27 protein-coding genes and 3 pseudogenes are annotated in these 18,835 nt (G+C 54.2%); 27 read left to right on the top strand and 3 right to left on the bottom strand.

From position 1 onward, the window contains the following. The first annotated feature begins 17 nt into the window (after window positions 1–17). The 24 genes from K6Q96_RS08995 to K6Q96_RS08885 all read left to right on the top strand — a co-directional run bounded on the left by K6Q96_RS08995 (window position 18) and on the right by K6Q96_RS08885 (window position 15,578). On the top strand, window positions 18–1,007 hold the full coding sequence (locus K6Q96_RS08995; RefSeq protein WP_251875123.1) for a phage protease: 990 nt from the start codon (window positions 18–20) through the stop codon (window positions 1,005–1,007). Beyond that, the gene (locus tag K6Q96_RS08990; protein ID WP_251875122.1) at window positions 1,007–1,927 is read left to right on the top strand and encodes a Mu-like prophage major head subunit gpT family protein; all 921 of its coding nucleotides are present in this window, start codon (window positions 1,007–1,009) and stop codon (window positions 1,925–1,927) included. The genes K6Q96_RS08995 and K6Q96_RS08990 overlap by 1 nt, the downstream gene beginning before the upstream one ends. 54 nt (window positions 1,928–1,981) lie before the next feature. Next, on the top strand, window positions 1,982–2,323 hold the full coding sequence (locus tag K6Q96_RS08985) for an HI1506-related protein (RefSeq protein ID WP_251875121.1): 342 nt from the start codon (window positions 1,982–1,984) through the stop codon (window positions 2,321–2,323). Continuing rightward, complete coding sequence (locus K6Q96_RS08980; protein ID WP_251875120.1) at window positions 2,323–2,754, top strand: gp436 family protein; 432 nt, start codon at window positions 2,323–2,325, stop codon at window positions 2,752–2,754. Before K6Q96_RS08985 ends, K6Q96_RS08980 begins: the two co-directional genes overlap by 1 nt. After that, window positions 2,754–3,200, top strand: coding sequence for a phage virion morphogenesis protein (locus K6Q96_RS08975; RefSeq protein ID WP_251875119.1), 447 nt, complete (start codon window positions 2,754–2,756; stop codon window positions 3,198–3,200). Before K6Q96_RS08980 ends, K6Q96_RS08975 begins: the two co-directional genes overlap by 1 nt. After that, window positions 3,197–3,730, top strand: coding sequence for a phage protein Gp37 (locus tag K6Q96_RS08970; RefSeq protein ID WP_251875118.1), 534 nt, complete (start codon window positions 3,197–3,199; stop codon window positions 3,728–3,730). The genes K6Q96_RS08975 and K6Q96_RS08970 overlap by 4 nt, the downstream gene beginning before the upstream one ends. Then, entirely contained in the window at window positions 3,727–4,305 is a 579-nt protein-coding gene (locus tag K6Q96_RS08965; RefSeq protein WP_251875116.1) for a phage baseplate assembly protein V, read from the top strand. Before K6Q96_RS08970 ends, K6Q96_RS08965 begins: the two co-directional genes overlap by 4 nt. Beyond that, on the top strand, window positions 4,302–4,637 hold the full coding sequence (locus tag K6Q96_RS08960) for a GPW/gp25 family protein (protein ID WP_251875113.1): 336 nt from the start codon (window positions 4,302–4,304) through the stop codon (window positions 4,635–4,637). The genes K6Q96_RS08965 and K6Q96_RS08960 overlap by 4 nt, the downstream gene beginning before the upstream one ends. Further along, the gene (locus K6Q96_RS08955; RefSeq protein WP_251875111.1) at window positions 4,634–5,518 is read left to right on the top strand and encodes a baseplate assembly protein; all 885 of its coding nucleotides are present in this window, start codon (window positions 4,634–4,636) and stop codon (window positions 5,516–5,518) included. The genes K6Q96_RS08960 and K6Q96_RS08955 overlap by 4 nt, the downstream gene beginning before the upstream one ends. Next, window positions 5,511–6,185 carry a phage tail protein I gene (locus tag K6Q96_RS08950; protein WP_251875109.1) on the top strand — a complete coding sequence of 225 codons (675 nt, stop codon included), beginning with the start codon at window positions 5,511–5,513 and terminating at the stop codon, window positions 6,183–6,185. Before K6Q96_RS08955 ends, K6Q96_RS08950 begins: the two co-directional genes overlap by 8 nt. 11 nt (window positions 6,186–6,196) lie before the next feature. Beyond that, window positions 6,197–6,700, top strand: coding sequence for a phage tail-collar fiber domain-containing protein (locus tag K6Q96_RS08945; RefSeq protein ID WP_251875107.1), 504 nt, complete (start codon window positions 6,197–6,199; stop codon window positions 6,698–6,700). A 9-nt stretch (window positions 6,701–6,709) separates the two neighbouring features. Next, window positions 6,710–7,276 carry a hypothetical protein gene (locus K6Q96_RS08940; RefSeq protein ID WP_251875105.1) on the top strand — a complete coding sequence of 189 codons (567 nt, stop codon included), beginning with the start codon at window positions 6,710–6,712 and terminating at the stop codon, window positions 7,274–7,276. Beyond that, window positions 7,273–7,761: a hypothetical protein gene (locus K6Q96_RS08935; protein ID WP_251875103.1), complete on the top strand. Its 489-nt coding sequence runs from the start codon at window positions 7,273–7,275 to the stop codon at window positions 7,759–7,761. The genes K6Q96_RS08940 and K6Q96_RS08935 overlap by 4 nt, the downstream gene beginning before the upstream one ends. 2 nt (window positions 7,762–7,763) lie before the next feature. Continuing rightward, window positions 7,764–8,156: a hypothetical protein gene (locus K6Q96_RS08930; RefSeq protein ID WP_251875101.1), complete on the top strand. Its 393-nt coding sequence runs from the start codon at window positions 7,764–7,766 to the stop codon at window positions 8,154–8,156. A 22-nt stretch (window positions 8,157–8,178) separates the two neighbouring features. Then, window positions 8,179–9,003, top strand: coding sequence for a hypothetical protein (locus K6Q96_RS08925; protein WP_251875099.1), 825 nt, complete (start codon window positions 8,179–8,181; stop codon window positions 9,001–9,003). A 41-nt stretch (window positions 9,004–9,044) separates the two neighbouring features. Then, window positions 9,045–9,863 (top strand): hypothetical protein, encoded by an 819-nt coding sequence (locus K6Q96_RS08920; protein ID WP_251875097.1) that lies wholly within the window; start codon window positions 9,045–9,047, stop codon window positions 9,861–9,863. 76 nt (window positions 9,864–9,939) lie between these two features. Continuing rightward, window positions 9,940–11,100 carry a phage tail sheath subtilisin-like domain-containing protein gene (locus K6Q96_RS08915; protein WP_251875095.1) on the top strand — a complete coding sequence of 387 codons (1,161 nt, stop codon included), beginning with the start codon at window positions 9,940–9,942 and terminating at the stop codon, window positions 11,098–11,100. Continuing rightward, window positions 11,100–11,606, top strand: a complete 507-nt coding sequence (locus K6Q96_RS08910; protein WP_251875092.1) for a phage major tail tube protein — start codon at window positions 11,100–11,102, stop codon at window positions 11,604–11,606. The genes K6Q96_RS08915 and K6Q96_RS08910 overlap by 1 nt, the downstream gene beginning before the upstream one ends. A 3-nt stretch (window positions 11,607–11,609) precedes the next feature. Then, window positions 11,610–11,882: a phage tail assembly protein gene (locus K6Q96_RS08905; protein WP_251875090.1), complete on the top strand. Its 273-nt coding sequence runs from the start codon at window positions 11,610–11,612 to the stop codon at window positions 11,880–11,882. Beyond that, window positions 11,876–11,998: a GpE family phage tail protein gene (locus K6Q96_RS24925; protein ID WP_353621764.1), complete on the top strand. Its 123-nt coding sequence runs from the start codon at window positions 11,876–11,878 to the stop codon at window positions 11,996–11,998. The genes K6Q96_RS08905 and K6Q96_RS24925 overlap by 7 nt, the downstream gene beginning before the upstream one ends. Further along, the gene (locus K6Q96_RS08900; protein ID WP_251875088.1) at window positions 11,991–13,940 is read left to right on the top strand and encodes a tape measure protein; all 1,950 of its coding nucleotides are present in this window, start codon (window positions 11,991–11,993) and stop codon (window positions 13,938–13,940) included. Before K6Q96_RS24925 ends, K6Q96_RS08900 begins: the two co-directional genes overlap by 8 nt. Further along, window positions 13,937–14,377: a phage tail protein gene (locus K6Q96_RS08895; protein ID WP_353621763.1), complete on the top strand. Its 441-nt coding sequence runs from the start codon at window positions 13,937–13,939 to the stop codon at window positions 14,375–14,377. Before K6Q96_RS08900 ends, K6Q96_RS08895 begins: the two co-directional genes overlap by 4 nt. After that, complete coding sequence (locus K6Q96_RS08890; RefSeq protein ID WP_251875084.1) at window positions 14,374–14,577, top strand: tail protein X; 204 nt, start codon at window positions 14,374–14,376, stop codon at window positions 14,575–14,577. Before K6Q96_RS08895 ends, K6Q96_RS08890 begins: the two co-directional genes overlap by 4 nt. Before the next feature lie 68 nt (window positions 14,578–14,645). Further along, window positions 14,646–15,578, top strand: a complete 933-nt coding sequence (locus K6Q96_RS08885) for a phage late control D family protein (RefSeq protein WP_251875082.1) — start codon at window positions 14,646–14,648, stop codon at window positions 15,576–15,578. Window positions 15,579–15,851: 273 nt separating this feature from the next. Here the strand turns inward: K6Q96_RS08885 and K6Q96_RS08880 are convergent. Beyond that, a pseudogene (locus K6Q96_RS08880) lies at window positions 15,852–16,099 on the bottom strand (catabolite repressor/activator); the annotation flags it as partial. A gap of 34 nt (window positions 16,100–16,133) precedes the next feature. Here K6Q96_RS08880 and K6Q96_RS08875 point away from each other — a divergent pair. From K6Q96_RS08875 to K6Q96_RS08865, 3 genes and pseudogenes are all read left to right on the top strand, one after another. Next, a pseudogene (locus K6Q96_RS08875) lies at window positions 16,134–16,275 on the top strand (HPr family phosphocarrier protein); the annotation flags it as partial. A 3-nt stretch (window positions 16,276–16,278) separates the two neighbouring features. Continuing rightward, entirely contained in the window at window positions 16,279–17,226 is a 948-nt protein-coding gene (gene pfkB / locus K6Q96_RS08870; RefSeq protein WP_251875080.1) for a 1-phosphofructokinase, read from the top strand. Window positions 17,227–17,269: 43 nt separating this feature from the next. Next, window positions 17,270–17,484, top strand: a pseudogene (locus K6Q96_RS08865) (PTS fructose transporter subunit EIIBC); the annotation flags it as partial. A gap of 47 nt (window positions 17,485–17,531) precedes the next feature. On the opposite strand, the gene K6Q96_RS08860 reads toward K6Q96_RS08865, so the two are convergent. Both K6Q96_RS08860 and K6Q96_RS08855 read right to left on the bottom strand, forming a co-directional pair. Beyond that, complete coding sequence (locus K6Q96_RS08860) at window positions 17,532–17,996, bottom strand: hypothetical protein (protein ID WP_251875078.1); 465 nt, start codon at window positions 17,994–17,996, stop codon at window positions 17,532–17,534. Between the two features lie 68 nt (window positions 17,997–18,064). Continuing rightward, window positions 18,065–18,754 carry a DUF3334 family protein gene (locus K6Q96_RS08855; RefSeq protein ID WP_251875076.1) on the bottom strand — a complete coding sequence of 230 codons (690 nt, stop codon included), beginning with the start codon at window positions 18,752–18,754 and terminating at the stop codon, window positions 18,065–18,067. Window positions 18,755–18,835 lie beyond the last annotated feature (81 nt).

The following is an 18,835-nucleotide window of genomic DNA, read 5'->3' as shown; positions in this document are numbered from 1 at the left end:
CGCGCTACCGTGCGGGCATGAAAACTGAAACCCTGATTCTCACCACGGAACTTTCTTCGCTTGCTGCCAACAGCGCGGCGAGTGGGGCGTCTGTGTGGGCCGAGTTTATCCCAGCGGGCACTGCCATTACCGGCCGTGATGGGCGCAGCTGGGTCAATGATGACCCTGACGCCATCGTCGCGGCTTTTGCATCCAATGGCGCAGACCTGCCCATCGACATCGAACACGCCACCGAAATCAAAGGCAAAGCCGGCGAGCCGGCGCCTGCGGTGGGGTGGATAAAGGCGCTTCAGGCGCGTGAAGGTGGAGCGATTTGGGGGCAGGTCGAATGGAATGACACGGGGCGTGACCTTGTGAACCAGAAGGCCTACCGCTACCTGTCTCCGGTCTTCACGTTCGACATCAATTCCAAACGCATTCTCCAGCTTTACTCGGCAGGGCTGACCAACCAGCCGAACCTACACCTGACCGCGCTCAACCGGCGCACGACCACCGACAGAGAGGACACCATGCCATTACCCCTGGCGATTTGTACCGCGTTGGCGTTGCCGCCTGAGGCGACCGATGCGCAGGCCGTGTCGGCCATCAACCAGCTCAAAGATGACAAAGCCACCGCGCTCAATCAGGCGCAGAACCCATCGATAGACAAGTTCGTGCCACGTGCTGACCACGATGCCGCGTTAAACCGCGCGCAGGACGCCGAATCGGCATTGAAGGCGGTGCGCGAAAAAGCGCTCAACCAACAGATTGAAGAGACGCTGGACAAGGCGCTCAAGGCCGGGGTCATCACGCCGGCGACCGTCGATTATCACCGCGCCTGTTGCAAGGAAGAGGGCGGGCTGGCGCGTTTTGAAAAGTACGCCGAAACCGCGCCCACCATCGGCGATGACAGCGGCCTGGATGACAGGGCCCGCAACCAGACATCCCTGACCGAAGAAGACCGCGTGGCCTGTCGCCTGCTCGGCATTGAAGAAGACGCCTATACCGCCGCGAAGGAGACTGATTAATGGCCATCATTACCCCGCAACTCATTAAAAGCCTGTTCACCGGCTTCAAGTCGTCCTATCAGGGCGGTTTGGGGATGGCGACCCCGCAATACAAGGAAGTCGCCACCATCATCAAGTCGACCACCGCCTCGAACACCTATGGCTGGCTCGGGCAATGGCCGGGGTTTCGCGAGTGGGTAGGTGACAGGGTCATCAAGGACATGGAAGCACACGGCTACCAGATTTTTAACAAGGACTTTGAATCGACTGTCGGCGTCAAACGCACCGACATCGAAGATGACAACCTCGGTATCTACAGCCCCATGATGCAGGAGATGGGACGTGCGACATCTGCCTTTCCGGATGAGCTGGTCTTCCCGATGCTAAAAGACGGCTTCACCACCGCCTGCTATGACGGCCAGAACTTCTTTGATGCCGACCACCCGGTGAACGACCAACATGACGGGCAGGGGACCGACATCAGTGTGTCGAACGTGCTGGTTGATGAAAACTATGCCGGCGATGCCTGGTACCTGCTCGACACGACCCGCGCCATCAAGCCCATCATCTTTCAGGAACGCAAGAAACCTAAGTTCGTGGCCATGACCAAAGAAGACGATGAAGACGTCTTCATGCGCAAACTCTACCGCTACGGTGTCGACCTTCGCTGTAACGTGGGCTTTGGGTTCTGGCAGATGGCCTATGGCGTGAAAGCAGAGCTCAACGTCGACACGCTCTGGCAGGCCTACAGCACCATGCGCGCTTTCAAAGCCGACGGTGGAAGGCCGCTTGGCATCAAACCGAACATGCTGGTTATCCCTGTTTCGATGGAGAAGCAGGCCACGCAGCTGCTGACCCGTGAACTCTTTGCCGATGACGGCAACACCGTCTCGAATGAACTCCGGGGCAAGTTCAAGGTGGTCATTCCGGATTTTCTCTAACCGCTAGCCGCACCCTTGCCCCCGAAAGGGGGCTTTTTTCTAAGGAGGCCCGTCATGCCCATCACGTGGTTTGTCCGTGCCAAACAGCCGCCGGGGTTTCGCCGCGCCGGCCATTACTTTCCCTACGAGGGCAAAACCCTCACGCTCTCTGAGCTCACGGACGCAGAGCGTGAGGCCATTGCCCATGAACCGCGTCTGGTGGTGGGCGAACCGCTCCCCGAGACGCCGGCGACACCGGACCCACTCATCGATGACATCGTTGAAGTCATCGGCATGCTGGACGACAGCAAAAAGCCCTCAGTGAAGGCCATTGAAGCCGTGTTGGAAAAAGACATCAGTGCGGCGCAGCGCGATACCGCATGGCGCCGGTACCAAGACCGGCTGAAGGAGGCGTGATGTACGCAACCGTGGATGACATGCTGGCGCGATACGGCGAAGACGTCGTGTACCCGCTGGCCGACAAAGATGAAGACGATACCCTCGATGAGGAAGTGGCCGAGCGCAGCCTGAATGATGCGACGGGCCTGATGAATTCCTACCTCGGGACGCGCTACTCATTGCCGTTGCTGGAGGTACCGGACCTGCTGACCCGCTTGTGTGTCGACATTGCCCTGTACTGGCTCGCCGACGATGCAGGCGGCGCGACTGAGGAGAAACGCCAGCGCTTCGAGGATGCTATCCAGTGGCTCGAGAACATTGCCAAAGGCCGGGTGGAGCTCGGTCTGGATGCCCCTACGGACGACGAACCCGGCAGCCCCAATGATGATGGCATGGTGTTCACGTCTGCCGAGCGTCTTTTTTCCCGCGCCGGCTTGGAGCGTTACTGATGGCCGTGGGCGCAGCGGTGGAGCTGCGCGGCATTGAGCGCTTAAACCGGGTGTTATTGCGCCTGACCAAGGTGGACACCCAAGAAGCCATGGGCGCCCTGGCGAATCTGGTCGAAAGCCAGACGCGGTCACGCCTGGAAGACGACAAACGTAGCCCTGACGGGAACCTCTGGCCGGCATGGTCAGACAGCTATGCCGCCACCCGTCACGGCAATCACCGCTTGCTCGAGAACGAAGGTCACCTGATTGATTCTCTGGTGTCTGTGGTGAGGGACGACGGGGCAGAAGTGGGGAGTAATCTCGTGTACGCCTCGACCCACCAATACGGGGACAGCCGTCGCGGCATTCCCCAACGGGCCTTTCTCGGGGTCAATGACGATGACCTCTTTGCCCTCGAAGCGGCGCTCAATGCCTGGGCGGATGCCATCTTGGAGGACGCCGCATGAGGCTGACAGCCTTGCGTCAGGCCATCATCACCACCATCAGGGCAAAGCTGCCGGCACTTGCCGCGGTCGATAGCCACCCCGGTCGCTTCAACCTCGACGAGTTGCGACGCATCGTGACGCGTCTGCCTGCGGTGCGCGTCGCGCTGATGGCGGTACCGGATACGGGCGAGGTCCAGACCGGGGAGCGGGACATCACCGTCCGGCTGGCCGCGTTCGTGATGACCGGCGACAAACGGCGACTTCCCAAAGACGAAGCGGCACTCGCGATTGTGGAAGCCTTACTGGACATGGTTCCGACCCAGCGCTGGGGCATGACCGCCTTAACCGGTGCAGAGAAAGTGAGCGCCGAGAACCTCTTTTCCGGCTCGGTAGACAAACAGGGTGTCGCCTTGTGGGCGGTGACCTGGTCCCAGACCCTGCGTATCGGAGAGGACATCTGGCAAGGGGGCGTGCTCCCCTCAGAAGTCTATCTGAACGATGACCGGGAACAGGATGGCAAGGCCGGGGCCTATGACAAGGTGACGCCATGACGGAACTGATACTCCAACGGCTGGCCGAACTTGAACGCCGTTTATCGAATCTCCTGATGACCGGGCAGGTGGTCGACGTGGATTACAACACCGGACACGTCAAAGTCAGCACCGGTTTTCTTACCACGACCTGGCTGCCATGGGTCACCCAGCGGGCAGGACCGGACGTCAGTTTCTGGGCGCCCGAAGTGGGCGAGCAGGTGGTGGTACTCAGTCCCTGTGGCGAGCCTGAACTGGGCGTGGTGCTGCCGGCTATCTACCAAAATCTCTATCCCCACACTGATCAGCGCGAAACCGTCAGACGTGTGCAGTTTGCTGACGGGGCAGACATGAGTTACGACCGTGCCATACATGCACTGTCAATCCTGCTGCCACCGGGGGCCACCACCACCTTGATTGCCAAAGGGGGCATCACCGTGGAAGGGGACGTCACCGTCAAAGGGAACATCACCGCCACCGGCGATATCTCGGACAAAACCCGCTCAATGCAGGCGGACCGCGTGATATACAACGGCCACCGACACCGGTCACCGGAAACCCAGGCCAACACGTCTGAGCCGGGTGCCCAGCAATGAAGGGAATGAGCCGCCATGATGGCAAAGCGCTGACCGGCATTGCGCACCTCAGGCAAAGCCTGACAGACATTCTCACCACGCCAATAGGGACCCGGGTGATGCGCCGGGACTATGGGTCGCGCCTGTTCGAGCTCATCGATGCGCCGCTCAATGACGCCACCATCGCTGAAATCTATGTGGCGACCGCCGAAGCGATAGAGCGCTGGGAGCCCCGTTTTAAGCTGTTGCAGGTCGCCGTGACGGATATACGTGCCGGTCATGTCACACTGGATCTAGCGGGGGAATATCTGCCCCAAGGGCGGCCGGTCACGTTAAGAGGATTGGTATTGTGAGCAGTGTGATCAACCTTGCCGAACTGCCTTCCCCCAATGTGGTGGAGGCGCTCGATTATGAGGCGATTCTGACGGACATGCTGGCCGACTTGAAACGCCGCGCCCCGGCATTTTCCGCCACGGTCGAATCCGACCCGGCCTACAAAATTCTTGAAGTCGCTGCCTATCGGGAAATGCTGCTTCGCCAGCGGGTGAACGATGCCGCGCGCGCCGTGATGGTGGCGTATGCGAAAGACAACGACCTCGAACACCTTGGCGCCTTGTTCAATGTGCCCCGCCGGGTGATACAGCAAGGCGACCCGGAGGCGTCCCCGCCGGTTCCTGACATCAATGAGGATGACGAGATCTACCGGGTGCGCATTCCGCTCTCACTGGAAGGACTCAGTACCGCCGGTCCTGTCGGTGCCTACCAATACCACGCCCTGTCGGCCTCGGGACAGGTGAAAGACGTCGATGTGCAAAGCCCGTCACCGGGCGAGGTGTTGGTGACCGTGCTGTCACAGGAAGGGCAGGGCGAGGCCTCGCTGGCGCTGTTGGGTACCGTCTCGGACGCGCTGAATGATGAAGACGTGAGGCCGCTGACTGACAAGGTCACGGTGCAGGGGGCTGAGGTGGTGACTTATACCGTCCATGCCCGCCTGACGTTTTTCGAGGGGCCTGACCTGCAGGTTGTCATGGCTGCGGCAGAGCAGGCCGTGAGGGAATACATCACGCGTGAACACCGTCTTGGGCGCCACATCAATCGCTCGGGCTTGTTTGCCGCATTGCATCAGCCTGGCGTCAAAAATGTGCAGTTACTGTCACCGGCCGACGATCTGGTCGTGGCCCGTCATCAGGCGGCCTGGTGCGAGACGCTGAGTCTGGAGGTCACCGATGAATAAATCGCTGCTACCGCCCAATGCCTCAGGGGAAGAGCGGGCCCTCGAGCAAAGTCTCTGCAGAGATATTCCGGTACCGAACGGACAGCTTTGGCACCCTGATACCTGCCCGAAAGATTTATTGCCCTGGCTCGCCTGGTCCTTGTCGGTGGAAGACTGGGATGCACAGTGGCCGGAAGCCCTTCAACGCGAGACCATCAAGCAGGCCGCCACTATCCACCGTCACAAGGGGACCGTGGGCGCGGTCAGGCGGGCTCTCGCAGCACTGGGCATCACGGTGGACTTTCTGGAGTGGTTTCAAGATACCGATGATGTGGCGCTCGCCAGAATCCAATCATCAACCCCCCACACGTTTGTGTTTATTGCCTGGGCCAACGCCAATCCCTACACCAGTGATGCCGTGTTTCTGAACCCGACGCTATATGCGTCGGTCAGGCGGGCCGTAGAGAGCGTGAAACCGGTCCGTGCCCACTTTGACTTTCTGGTGGGTGCCAGATTGGATGCGACGCTGGGGATAGGCTTGGTGATACCGTCTCAACGGATGATCACGAAACAACGGGGCGATTGTCAGCCGGTGGGATGGCGTCCGGTGTCATTGGGGGTAAGTGCAGCAATGCACCTGAACCGCCGCCGCTTCGCCGTCGCACGATACCGTCTACTTTCCCGCTAGAGAAGAATGCCATGAGTACCGTACTGGTGCCGACACTGACGGAAACAGGCTTACAAGCCTTGTTTAATGCCACGCAAGATGGGCTTGATGCCAAAATCACCCAGGTAGGATTGGGAGAGGGGGCTTACGCGCCTGACCAAACCCGCACAGCTCTTGAAAGCGAAGTCCACCGGCTCCCGATTGCCAGTGGAAAGCGCGCAGGAACTCATCAGCTGCACCTCAATGTGATTGATGACACGGACCATGCCTTTTGGGTGCGCGAAGTGGGGTTTTATCTGGAGGACGGCTCCTTGCTCGCGGTGTATTCCGCCTCTGAAGGCGCTTTGGCGTATAAATCGCCCACGATTGATTTGTTGCTGGCTTTTGACCTGTCACTGAACGGTACGCCGGCGGATTCCATCACTGTGGTCGATACAGGCGCAGACCTGAACATCCTTTTTGCCCCTGAGCTCGCTCGGCTAGCCACGGCATCCATCAATACCATGCGCCGCTACCTTGTTCACCGTTTAGCTTAAGGAGTAACTATGGCCCTCGAAGAAGACATTGCCCGACTTGTGACCGCTGCAGACCGTTTGACGGAGGTGGTTGATAACAAAGTCGATGAGATTGACGCAGAAGTCGCCGCGTTTAAGGCCGGTACCATCATTCAGGAAGGCGGTGGGCTCTATTTTGAACAGTACGATACCGGTTCAAAAAACATTAATCTCGGAGCTAAACCCGCCAATTTATGGATCCCTATTCCGATCAAAGTGACCGTCAACCAGGATGGTCTCTATGCCATCTTTACATCAATACGCCAGTGGTCATCTGTCAATACCGGTTACCAATGGAACAAGTACCGCGTTAAGGTGGCCGATGAGCAGCGCCGAGTTGTGTTTGGTTTTAACAAAAATAACCTGAATTCCAACATAGATCTTACTGTTGGTGCCACTTTTGTCACACCAGCTAAGGCGGGTGACGTCATTGCTGTGGATGTGTATTGGCAAAATGTTGCGCCGGCTTCCCTCTACATAGGGGATATCAATGGTTCTTCGTCCTTGTTGGCGATAAAAGTGGGTAACCTACCAGAAGAGCAAGGAGCAGAGTTATGAGTCAATTATCACTGGCAGTTTCAAATCTGGTTGAAGGACGTCCGTTCATCCTTGATGATGACAAGATTGAGCACTACCCGGGAAACCTTTCTATCGACGGTCCTGTTCCGGGCATAGGCGAGGTTGAAGCAGAGGTTAAAAGACTCACGGCAGAGGAGGTGGCGCGTGCCCAGGTACATCGGTTAAGGGAGGCCATTGCCTCGCGTGCCGGCGATGCGGAATCACTGCTCGGTACCACCGCAGATGGGGTTCAACTCCTGCTGTATGGCTTCTCTCAACTGGTTATCAATCTGCACACGGCCAAAGACCTTCAAGAGGTCAACAACGCCGCCGCGCCGTTCTTCGCAATGGCCGAGCGCTTTCTGGGCAAAGTCGAGCAGGGCCACGTTTTGTTGCCTTTTCTCACAAAGGGTATTGATAACGTCATCGAAGACATCGAATCCCGTGCTACGGTAGTGGCTCAAGAGCTTGAAAAGGAACGTTGACCATGCATGTCTGGCGTTTTCGCCTCTCAGCACCTTTCTATTACCAACACGCGATTTTTGATGGTGTCGTGTTTGACAATGAGTGGGCCAAAATTGAACACGGTCAAATCACAGTCAAAACCGGTTATGCCTGGGACGGCTGCTCCCCCAAATGGCACCTCTTTGGGTTGGGCACGATAGGCACGCCAGACGGCACGCTGAGGTTCAGTAAGCCCTGGACGTGGGAAGCGAGTCTGGTGCATGACATCCTTTGTCAGTTCCGCGCGGCGCTACCGTTTACCCAAAAAGAGGTGACGCAGGTCTTTCGCGATCAACTCGTTGAGGCAAAATGGCCGCTCACCGGCCTTTATGTCTGGGCGGTCGATAACCTAGGCCCACAAGACTTTCCCCAATAACCTTACGCGCAAGGATGTGCAGATGAAAATAACAGCTTGGTTAGGTGCGATGACGCTGGCGTGTCTGTCTTTGGTGGCAGTTGCAGCAGAGAAGGATGTGTATCGCGAATATGTGGATGACACTGTTGCAAGGTTCACTCCAATAATTGTTGACTTCTATGTTGAAAAGACTCTGAAGCCGCACCAAAAAAAATATTGGCCCGTGGTGGATCACTTCGTCAAAAACCTTCTTTTCACAGAAGATTTTAAGAAAGTCTCAGCTGATATTTATCGGAAATATTTAACGAAAAAAGAAGTTACATATCTTGCTAGCGTCGTCCTATCTAAAGACTGTAGCTCACTTTTTACGGCTGAGATAATGAGCAAGCTCTCTGAGAAAAAGCCTTTCATTAGTAATGACTTTGAGCCCACTGAAGCGTGTCTTGAGAAAATCAAAAAGTACCATCATATCTTTGATAAACGCACTAAATGGTCAAAAGAAAGTAATGAGTTGTTCAGAACTTCAACAAAAAAGGCGTTACCAGAGTTTGTTGAAAGACTAAAACAGCAAAAACTGATCTTCGATACGGCGGAAAAGTTAAACAAAACGCTACCCAGAACGCTAGAGGAAGGCTTCGATTGGGTCGATATTATTGGCATGTATCAGGTATTAGAATATCGCTATTTAGTTAATGATATTTTCGATGACGGTGAAGTCTACGAGCTCGATACTGAAAGTCTAAGGCAGGTTGTATGTGAACAATTTCAAGAGGCCTTTAAAGATTATATATCCGTGCGACACATCGCGTTTGACTTGCATTACAGACGAGTAGGAGAGAGCACAGTCTCTCTTAGTGAATGCCCGTAGTATTCGAACATGTTTAGAAACCCATGCGCAAGGATGTGCAGATGAAAATGAAAACTGGATTGTGTGCTTTTGGGATGACATTGTTGTCATTTGCAACCATGGCAAAACAACAAGATGTATACAGGCAATTTATCGACCAAAGCTTATTGGTCAACATTGACCTTATCGCGGAGGACATCCGAAGAAGCCTTCGAGAAGAGCGCAAATACAATTCTGTCATTGAGGATTGGATCACTGACTTTGTTTACACCGACGCATTCAGAGAAAAGTACGCAGATAGCTTCAGAAAACGCCTCACAGAAGAAGAAATGCAAACGTATTGGTCAGCGATTTTATCGAAAGAGTGTGTTCCGACTTACACTGCTGAAATTAATGAAATGGTGTACGAAGGCAAAAAGCCCATACCCTCCGAAGTCAAAAAACTACTGGTCGGTTGTACCAAAAGAATGGCTGAGGCAAAAGACATTTTGCCAAAGATTGATGACGTAAAAGCATTGCATCGCAGGTACTTTAATGAGGTAGCAGTGCAATACAAAAGCGAGTTGTATGAGCGAATAGGACAACAAAAGAACATCTATGCGGTGGTCGAAAACTTTAACAAAATGCTTACGATAGATGACGAGAGCGTGGCTTCAATGGAAATGGTGGTCAAGCCGCTCACCATGGAGATCATGGCTAAATCAAATGAGAACCATGCTACTAGTCACTTCCCTAAGGAGAGTATTACCCAAGTTCATACAATGATGTGTCAAAACAACAACGGCACCTTTAAAGAATATGTGAAAATGGAATTCACACTGATCAGCCATGATGAAAAGGTTATAGGCACTGCCAGTTTTAACTTTAAAGGGTGCACCTAACCTGCACCTTTTCACCTGAATCTCTCTCAATACCCACGGCATCCTCGGGGCATTTCTTGCCCTATGAGGATATCGTATGCCCGGACAGTTTCTGCACGGGGTCGAAGTGGTCGAGCTGGATGGGGGACCCCGTCCTATCCGCACCGTCAAAAGCTCAGTCATCGGTTTAGTGGGCACCGCCCCGGATGCTGACGCCACGCTTTTTCCCTTAAATACTCCGGTCCTGATTGCAGGCCGCCGCTCTGAAGCAGCGCCGCTTGGCACATCAGGTTCTATCCCTTCCGCCATTGATGGCATTTTTGATCAGGCAGGCGCGATGGTCGTTGTTATCCGAGTGGAGACGGACGACGATCCTAACCAGCAACTCGCCCATGTCCTCGGCGGGGTGAACACCGATACCGGTGACTATGAAGGACTGCAAGCCTTGCTCGCGGCCGAGTCCCTGTTAGGTGTTGCCCCAAGGATCCTGATTGTGCCCGGATTCAGTGAGCAGCAAGCGGTGGTCTCTGAGTTAATGGGTATTGCTGAGCGCTTGCGTGCGGTCATCATCGCCGATGGGCCGAGTACCAATGATGCGGCGGCGATTGCTTACCGGCAAAACTTCGGCAGCGCCCGTGTTTACATTGTGGATCCCAAAGCCCGGGTGTTTGATGTGGCCACAGCCAGTGAAAAGGTGGAGCCCATGAGTCCGCGCGTCGCAGGGCTGATTTCACGTTCTGACAATGACCGGGGTTTTTGGTGGTCACCGTCGAACCTGGAAATCTACGGCATCATTGGTACCGAGCGGGCGGTGGATTTTACCCTAGGTGATACCAATGCCCGGGCCAACTACCTCAATGAAAACGAGGTGGCGACCGTGATCCAGAAAACCGGTTTTCGCCTGTGGGGTAACCGTACCTGCTCAAGTGACCCCAAATGGGCGTTCCTGTCTGTCCGGCGAACGGCAGACATGATCAATGAAAGCCTGTTGCGGGCCCACCTTTGGGCCGTCGACCGTAACATCACCAAAACCTATCTCGAAGATGTCACCGAAGGGGTGAATGCCTACCTTCGCGACCTCAAAGCCATCGGCGCTATCATTGGCGGGGAATGCTGGGCTGATCCGGCGCTCAATACCCCGTCCAATATTTCCCAGGGCAAAGTCTTCTTCGACTTTGATTTCACGCCCCCGTTTCCGGCTGAGCACGTGACCTTCCGCTCAAGCCTGGTCAATGACTACCTTGAGGAGATCGTCTGATGTTCAAAGACACGCTCAGGGAAATGAACCTGTACGTCAATGGCAAAGGCTATGCCGGCGTCATTGATGAACTCAACCTGCCCAAGCTGAAACTGAAAACCGAAGAATACCGGGGCGGCGGGATGAACCTCCCGATCGATGTCGACATGGGCATGGAGAAACTTGAAACAGACTTCACCCTGTCCAAGTTCGACAAAGACGTACTGACAAGCTTTGGGCTCAAAGCGGGCAGCAGTGTTCCGCTCACCGTGCGGGGCGCCGTGTTGTCGGAAGAAGACGGCACCGAAATCCCGTTGGTCGTGACGCTTCGCGGCATCCTGACGGAAGTGGATTTTGGTACCTGGAAGAGTGGTGAGAACACGCCGGTAAAAGTGGCGATGTCGCTGCGCTATTACAAGCTCACGCTGAACGGGGCAGAAGTACACGAAATTGATGTCGCCAACATGGTGCGCAAGATTGATGGTGTGGACCAACTGGCAGACACGCGCAAACACATAGGACTGTAACCCATGGAAACCATCACGCTCGATTACCCGATTGACGTCGAAGGTGAGCGCATCGACGTTATCACTTTACGCCGTCCGAAAGCACGCGATTTGAAACACATGGAAACGGCCAAGGGCGGCGAGATTGCAAAATCCATAGGCCTGATTGCCAATCTGGCAGAACTGCCACCGTCGGCCATCGATGATTTGGATGCCAGTGATTTCCAGACCGTGAGTGATGTGGTGGCCGGTTTTTTAACGACGCCCGGCTCGACGGACACCTCTATGGCGTGTTAGCCGATCTAGCGGCGGTCTTTCACTGGCCGCCCAGTGAGCTTTGGGCGCTCGACCTTTCCGATATCCGCCGCTGGCACCAGGAAGCCAAATTGAGAACAGGGGGATCGCATGGCTGATTTAGCTGTCTCCGTGGTGCTGAAGGCGGTGGACAAAATGACCGCGCCGGTGCGCCGTATCCAACGCACCACGGCACGTCTGTCTGAAGAATACCGTGGGGCAGGTGGCGCCGCAAAAGCCTTTGCAGACCGACAGGTCACCCTTCGTCAAAAACTGGCTGCGTCTAACCGCGTCATGGCGCGACAGCAGCTGGCTATCCAGTCTTTCTCCCGCTTGCGTGGAGACCTCGGCGGCCTCACTAACCAATTACAACGCACGACACAGGAAGCCGGCTCACTGGGACTGAAACTGGGGGTGGTGGCCGGCCTTGGCGCATGGGGCTTCAAAACGCAGTTTGTGGATACCGCCGCCCAGTTTGAAAAGTTCCAGACCATTCTGGAAACCACCGAAGGCAGCAGCGAAAAAGCCAAGCAGGCGATGGATTGGGTCAGCAATTTCGCGACCAAAACACCCTATGAACTGGCAGAAGTGAACGAGGCTTTTGTGAAGCTTCGGGCGTATGGCATGGATCCGACTAATGGTCTGTTACAGACCCTTGGTAATACCTCCTCTGCGATGGGCAAAGACCTGATACAGGCGGTGGAAGCGATTGCGGATGCCGTGACCGGCGAGAACGAACGCCTGAAAGAATTTGGTATCAAAGCGCGTACCAAGGGTGACACTGTCACTTATGCCTTTATGGACCGCACTGGGTCGCAACGGTCTGTGGCGGTGAACAAAAATGACCGCAAGGCGATTGAAGAAACGCTCTCTGAAATCTTTGATCAGAAATACTCCGGTGCCATGGAGCGGCTTTCCCGTACCTGGTCAGGAATGCTCTCAAACATCGCTGACCAATGGACCCGTTTCGCCAACATGGTGATGGAAGCGGGGGTGTTTGATTTCATGAAAGAGAAACTCTCCGGCATCCTCACCAGCATTAATACCCTCGCTGACAATGGCCAGTTACAAGCCTATGCCCACCGTGTGGCAGAAGGTTTGATCGCGGCGATGAAAGGCCTGTGGGCGTTTGGTGAAACTCTGGTCGAACTGGTGCAAAAGATACATGGTGTGGTTAGCGCAATGGGCGGTTGGCAACCGCTCTTGATTGGGCTGGCCACGCTCATGGCGGGTAAGTTTGTGTTGTCTGTCTTGCTGTCGGCAAAGGCTTTGGGTGCCTTTGGCTTTCAGGCTTTGGGCGCGGCGAAAAACGGGGTGCTGATGCTGACGTCAAAACTGGGGGCACTGGCCCGCGCGGGCTCGGTGCTGCGTCTGGCGTTTGCCGTCACACCCATTGGCCTGCTTATCACTGCGCTCACGGTAGCCGTTGGGTTGGTTGTCCGGTTTTGGGATAGTATCAAGGCGTTTGGTCTGGGGGTAATGGAAGGGTTTCGCGCTGCTTCTGCGCCGCTTCGGGAAATGTTTGCGCCCTTGCTGCCGCTGTTCTCGGGACTGGGTGAACTGTTGGATTGGACAGCACAAAAGCTCAGCGGATTATTCAGTCCTACGACGGCCACGGCGGCCGAGCTGGGTAAAGCGGCCACCGCAGGCAAACAGTTTGGGGAATGGCTGGCTTCGGGGCTGGAGCTCGCGCTCTCGCCACTGTCATTGCTCATCGAAGGCATTGGCTGGGTCACGCAGCACATGAGCGCGGTGACCGATGCCGCGGCCAGTGTGGGACAAGGGATAGGTGGCGCTTGGGATGGTGCCAAAGATAGCCTGTCTTCTGCGTGGGATTGGGCGTTTGGAGAGGATAACCCGGGTTCATCGCCCGCCATGGCCAAGGCGCAGGCCGGCACCATTCAGCACAACAGCACCATCACGGTGGTCCAGCAACCCGGCGAAGACGGAGAAGCGTTGGCCCGACGTATTGTGCAGGAAGAAATGCGGATGAATGCGGCAAGGGAGAAAGCCCAGCAACGGGGCGCCTTGTTTGATTATCAGGAGAATGCCTTGCCATGATGATGATGTTGGGCCGCTATCGCTTCAGTGTGGACACGGCTGCGTATGAGATGGCATCGAGAGACACTGGGTACCGGTGGAAAAAGCATGAACGTCTGGGCGTGTTGCCCTCGCTGCAGTTTGTGGGACCCGGCGATGACACGCTGACCTTGGAAGGGGTCTTGTACCCGCACTACCGCGGCGGTCTCGGCCAGTTAACGGCGATGCGAAGGGAAGCCGACAAAGGCGAGCCTTTGATGTTGGTAGAGGGTTCGGGTTACGTGCTGGGCCGGTGGGTCATTGAACGTATCAGCGAAACGCAGCGCACCTTTGCCCGTGACGGTACCGCCAGCAAGATCCGTTTTGTCCTGAGCCTTCGCAAGGAAGAAGCGGCGCGTGAGCAGGGAGTGAATGATCTGGTCATGACCCACCTGCCACAGGCAAGGGGAGTGGTATGAATATCGTGACCTCCCAGGGCGATGTCTTGGATGAGCTCGTGTGGCGTCATTATGGGCATCAACCAGGTGCGGTCGAACGTGTCCTTGAGGCCAATCCGGGACTCGCCGACATGGGGCCTGTTCTTCCCGCCGGCAAGGTGTTGGTACTCCCCGCGCCGCCTGAGCCCGTTCGCCCGAGGACGGTGTCCCTGTGGGATTGACGCCAACATATCGGCTTAGCCTGAACGGCAGGGATATTACCCCCAGGTTGGAGGGGAGGCTTCTGAGTATGTCCGTCCAAGACCAAGCCGGTATCGCCTCTGACAGTGTGACGGTGACGCTCGATGATCGGGGTGAGAACCTCGCGCTGCCGCCGATAGGAGGCACGTTATCGGTATCTCTGGGGTATCAGGAAACGGGGCTCATCCCGCTTGGGCGTTTCGTGATTGATGAAGTCGAGTGTCAGGGGCCACCCAGTGTGATGGTGGTGCAGGGCAAAGCTGCCGACATGAACCAGGAACTGAAGGCGCCCAAGACGCGCACCTGGCAACAGCAGGGTAACCCTTCTCCGAAGTACCTCCTGAAATCCCTTCTTGAAACGATTGCCGGCGAACATGGGCTCACCCCGGTTCTGGGTCAGGACTATGACGCAGTCGGCTATGACGTTATTCACCAGAGCAATGAGAGTGACTTGCAGCTGCTGACCCGTCTCAGCCGTAAACTTGATGCGGTTACCAAACCGGTGAACGGGCATCTGGTCCTCGTCAAGCGCGGGCAGGTGAAAGCTGCAAGCGGGTTAGTGCTACCCAGCACCACGTTGTCCAAGCGTGACGTTATGACCTGGCAGTATCGGATGACAGAGCGGGAGCGATACCAGAGTGTCTCTGCACGTTATTCGGTGAAGGCGGAGGCAAAAGACAAACGGGTAAAGGCAGGGGATGGGAAGCCCTCGTATGCTATCCGCACGCTTTTCCCCAATGAAGAAGAAGCCAAAGCAGCTGCCCAGTCACAACTGGCCGCGTTTCAACGTGGGGAACGCCAGGTTGCGTTAACCTTACCCGGGATGCCAACGCTTGCGGCCGAGCAGGGGATCAACCTGATGGGGTTTCGAGAGGGCCTCAATGGGGAATGGGTGGCGGAAAAGGTGATGCATCGCCTGTCAGGTGACGGGTTCGTGACGGAATTGAGTTTGGTGCAAAAACAGGATGAAAACGGAGAATAATAGGAGCGAAATCCCCTTTTTTCTTTGAAAAGTCCCTCCAAAACTCTTTTTAAGTGTCTGTTTGGATGTACTATTTATTTTGTATAGGTTATCGCCAAAAAGGCCGCTTTTTTGATGTTAACGATATGATAATTTGGAGAAATATCTGATTCTCCGTTCTATACTACACCTTTACTTGTAAAGATGGAGCGTTCTTCAATATCGCGAAGTGATCAGCGATATACGAATAGCAAAAGAGGAGCTGATGCTCCTCTTTTTAATACTTCAAACCGGCTACTTAGGCTTTTTCGGTACCACCTCAACACCAGTTTGATACCTTCCTGCAATGGCATTTAGAGTGAGGTCCAGTGAATGCTCACTGATCAATTCTGCTGTTGCAGCGACTGTACTTTCATTGGAATGATGTCCAGCATGCGATTGTCACAAAACGTGGCAGACTTCTCTTGCTCGCTAATCTCTGGTTCTTCCAGAATGGTATCGAGGACACCTTCAAACAACGCGCATGATGTTGTAAGTATGGCTTTGGTCATGACGCCAGAATATGCAAGCGGTCGTCATGCCAAGAGCCTAATGAAGATGATTTCTTTGGGTGTCAAGCAAGGCCATGAACTGGAATTTACCGCTGACGGTGCTGATGCCCAAGTCGCCATTTGATGCTATCGGTCAAGCCATTGAAGCCGATCAGGAGGAGGGGTAAACCATGACCAACTTTCGTGTAGTAACTGTTACGCTCAATCCTGCGCTGGATATGACGGGCGGCATAGCAGAGCTCAAAGCAGGTGCCGTCAACCTTATTCAGTCTTCGAACCTTAATCCGGGCGGCAAGGGGATTAACGTTGCAAAGGTGCTCGCTGAATTGGGTGCAGAAGTGACAGTAACCGGCTTTTTGGGTGATGAAAATCAGGTGCCTTTCAAGCACCTTTTCGAACAAAAAAATATTCATGACGCCTTCATTCGTGTAGCAGGTGCCTCACGCACAAACGTCAAACTGGTGGAAGAGCCAGGTCGCGTCACTGATCTAAATTTCCCCGGTATCGCAGTATCTGAAGATGCTGTTCAAAAGCTTGAAAGAGTACTTCACACATTGGCAGAGACTCACGACGTATTCGTGATTGCCGGAAGCTTACCTTCAGGTATTTCAACGGAAAAACTCACTTCTTGGATTACCGTGCTTCGGGAGCAAGGCAAAAAAGTATTTTTCGACAGCAGCAACGCCGCACTGGCTGCTGGTTTGAAAGCCTCTCCTTGGCTGGTTAAGCCGAACGATGAAGAGCTCTCGCATTGGGCGGGTAGACATCTTTCCAAGGAATCTGAACTTCTTGAAACGGGTAACACTCTGGGTCAGACAGGTATCAATAATGTAGTGATTTCCCGTGGCTCAGAAGGTGTGCTGTGGCTGAAAGATGGCGTTTGGTTTGCCAGTAAGCCGCCAAAAATCAAAGTAGTCAGCACAGTTGGTGCTGGCGACACGCTGGTGGCTGGGATGTGCTGGGCACAATTGAACCAGTGGGATCGTGAAACCTCTCTGAGTTTTGCTACCGCGCTGTCTGCATTGGCGGTTACACAAGTCAATGTTGGTGTTGAAGACATTACGCAAGTAGAGGCGTTTCAACGCCAAGTTACCGTGAAGCTGATTAAAAATGACTAAACAGATAGGTGTAAAAAGATGAAACCAGTCATCTTGCCCAATTGTACTTGGACTGTGTTTAATCTCTGAGGGGGCGATTCCTTTCGCAGCTCGTGACCCCATGTGTGTCGTTCCCGGAAGTATGGTGTATGGTTCATTGATTTGTGCATTGTCTATGTTTATTGGTGCGCAATTGCGGCAGGTACCTTGGCGACAGGGTCTATGTATGCAGCATTGAAGCAAAGCGAGGAAAAGCAAGCTATTGCTAAGCAAGCATAGACGAAGTCTTTGCAAGACAAAGCCGACCTAGGGGCGGCTTTTGACGTTTAGTAGGGGCCAGAAAGTACGCGTAAATTCAGGTCGTTCTGACCCATCATAAAGGTCACATGAAGTTCGACTAATTGTTCGCTCTCCCTCTGCCACGCTGCGTCTTTCTGTTGTTGGCAGAACTCCATCATGGACACAATCAACATATCAAGCTTCTTAAGACTCCAACGCTTAATATCGGGGTCCATGTCAGACCGCGAAGCCAAAGCCTGAAGTTTTGCGTAGCAAAACTGCAAATAGCTAAATGCTTCCTCTGCTTTTCCCTCAAACTGATAGTGCCGCTGCAGTTTAGTGCAGCCATCAACGAAATAAGCAATCGCGTCACTGCGTTTCAGGTCAATCGGTGAGTCGAATATCATAGCGGGGGTTTGCGAGACGATGGTAGCGAGTGATTCAACGTTTCGGTGTTCAGTGTCTTCGTACCAATTTTGAATTTTCTTCATCCACGAGTCGACGACGTCCACAGTATTCTCTCTGGCTAATAATTGTTTTCATGGCGGCAGTGTGCCGCCATTGGGATTTAGGAAGTGGATTAGATGCCAAGGTCATCCATTAAAGAGTCTGCTTCTGCGGCTTTCTTGGAGCGGCCTTTTTTCTTATCTTTGCTTTCTAAGCTCTTGGATACCTCTTCTTCCAGAATCTCATCGGGATTGATTTCATCACCTTCTTCAAACTCTTCCAATTGGATGAACTCCGTGCGTTCCATAGAAAGCTCAAGATAGAAAATATTGTTGCCTTCAGTGCTAAAGCTGACGCGACGCGCTTGAGGACGGTCAATGTTGCTGTCCACTGTCACATTAATGTTCTTGTTGATTGCCATCATTTTAGGCTGATTTTGCGTGATATTGGTCTGTAGCGAGCGTTTCACTTTGCCAGTGAAGTCACCAACAATCTGGTTCATTAACTCGCCGAGTACATCTGCAACTTCGTCTGACGTGTGAAGGGTAGCCAGCTCTTCTTTCGGGATGCCCATGTGGGACATGTACTTTTGATAGACTTCGAGCGCTGCTTTGGCCTCAAAGTTAATGACTACCAAGCCTGAAAACCCACCGTCGAAAAGGACAAAACACCCAAAATCGGGTTTTAAACTGGTTTTGGTGATTTTCTGAACCATCGCGGAATGATGGACTTGGGAGTCTGTGGCTTTGGAAAGTACCGCGGTAACTGACTGACAAAGTTTTAGCAGAATGTCTTCAGTAGTAATGATTTTTGTTTTTCTCATGACTGGCTCACTCGTTCTGATGTTGATTGAATCTTTACAAGTGTGGCACTAAATCCCGCATTCTGCTGAAATCTCTCTCGG

The sequence above is a fragment of the Grimontia kaedaensis genome, from assembly GCF_023746615.1.
Lineage (GTDB): Bacteria > Pseudomonadota > Gammaproteobacteria > Enterobacterales > Vibrionaceae > Enterovibrio > Enterovibrio kaedaensis.
This window is presented reverse-complemented; position numbering and strand designations above follow the sequence as displayed.

Bases quoted from the DNA above. Each gene is read 5' to 3' on its own strand.
- K6Q96_RS08965 (WP_251875116.1), top strand. From the start codon at position 3,727: ATGACGGAACTGATACTCCAACGGCTGGCCGAACTTGAACGCCGTTTA.
- K6Q96_RS08855 (WP_251875076.1), bottom strand. From the start codon at position 18,754: ATGAGAAAAACAAAAATCATTACTACTGAAGACATTCTGCTAAAACTT.
- K6Q96_RS08885 (WP_251875082.1), top strand. From the start codon at position 14,646: ATGTCCGTCCAAGACCAAGCCGGTATCGCCTCTGACAGTGTGACGGTG.
- K6Q96_RS08985 (WP_251875121.1), top strand. From the start codon at position 1,982: ATGCCCATCACGTGGTTTGTCCGTGCCAAACAGCCGCCGGGGTTTCGC.
- K6Q96_RS08990 (WP_251875122.1), top strand. From the start codon at position 1,007: ATGGCCATCATTACCCCGCAACTCATTAAAAGCCTGTTCACCGGCTTC.
- K6Q96_RS08960 (WP_251875113.1), top strand. From the start codon at position 4,302: ATGAAGGGAATGAGCCGCCATGATGGCAAAGCGCTGACCGGCATTGCG.
- pfkB (WP_251875080.1), top strand. From the start codon at position 16,279: ATGACCAACTTTCGTGTAGTAACTGTTACGCTCAATCCTGCGCTGGAT.
- K6Q96_RS08945 (WP_251875107.1), top strand. From the start codon at position 6,197: ATGAGTACCGTACTGGTGCCGACACTGACGGAAACAGGCTTACAAGCC.
- K6Q96_RS08995 (WP_251875123.1), top strand. From the start codon at position 18: ATGAAAACTGAAACCCTGATTCTCACCACGGAACTTTCTTCGCTTGCT.
- K6Q96_RS08910 (WP_251875092.1), top strand. From the start codon at position 11,100: ATGTTCAAAGACACGCTCAGGGAAATGAACCTGTACGTCAATGGCAAA.
- K6Q96_RS08950 (WP_251875109.1), top strand. From the start codon at position 5,511: ATGAATAAATCGCTGCTACCGCCCAATGCCTCAGGGGAAGAGCGGGCC.
- K6Q96_RS08940 (WP_251875105.1), top strand. From the start codon at position 6,710: ATGGCCCTCGAAGAAGACATTGCCCGACTTGTGACCGCTGCAGACCGT.
- K6Q96_RS08905 (WP_251875090.1), top strand. From the start codon at position 11,610: ATGGAAACCATCACGCTCGATTACCCGATTGACGTCGAAGGTGAGCGC.
- K6Q96_RS08890 (WP_251875084.1), top strand. From the start codon at position 14,374: ATGAATATCGTGACCTCCCAGGGCGATGTCTTGGATGAGCTCGTGTGG.
- K6Q96_RS08915 (WP_251875095.1), top strand. From the start codon at position 9,940: ATGCCCGGACAGTTTCTGCACGGGGTCGAAGTGGTCGAGCTGGATGGG.
- K6Q96_RS08920 (WP_251875097.1), top strand. From the start codon at position 9,045: ATGAAAATGAAAACTGGATTGTGTGCTTTTGGGATGACATTGTTGTCA.
- K6Q96_RS08900 (WP_251875088.1), top strand. From the start codon at position 11,991: ATGGCTGATTTAGCTGTCTCCGTGGTGCTGAAGGCGGTGGACAAAATG.
- K6Q96_RS08930 (WP_251875101.1), top strand. From the start codon at position 7,764: ATGCATGTCTGGCGTTTTCGCCTCTCAGCACCTTTCTATTACCAACAC.
- K6Q96_RS08895 (WP_353621763.1), top strand. From the start codon at position 13,937: ATGATGATGATGTTGGGCCGCTATCGCTTCAGTGTGGACACGGCTGCG.
- K6Q96_RS08970 (WP_251875118.1), top strand. From the start codon at position 3,197: ATGAGGCTGACAGCCTTGCGTCAGGCCATCATCACCACCATCAGGGCA.
- K6Q96_RS08980 (WP_251875120.1), top strand. From the start codon at position 2,323: ATGTACGCAACCGTGGATGACATGCTGGCGCGATACGGCGAAGACGTC.
- K6Q96_RS08925 (WP_251875099.1), top strand. From the start codon at position 8,179: ATGAAAATAACAGCTTGGTTAGGTGCGATGACGCTGGCGTGTCTGTCT.
- K6Q96_RS08975 (WP_251875119.1), top strand. From the start codon at position 2,754: ATGGCCGTGGGCGCAGCGGTGGAGCTGCGCGGCATTGAGCGCTTAAAC.
- K6Q96_RS08935 (WP_251875103.1), top strand. From the start codon at position 7,273: ATGAGTCAATTATCACTGGCAGTTTCAAATCTGGTTGAAGGACGTCCG.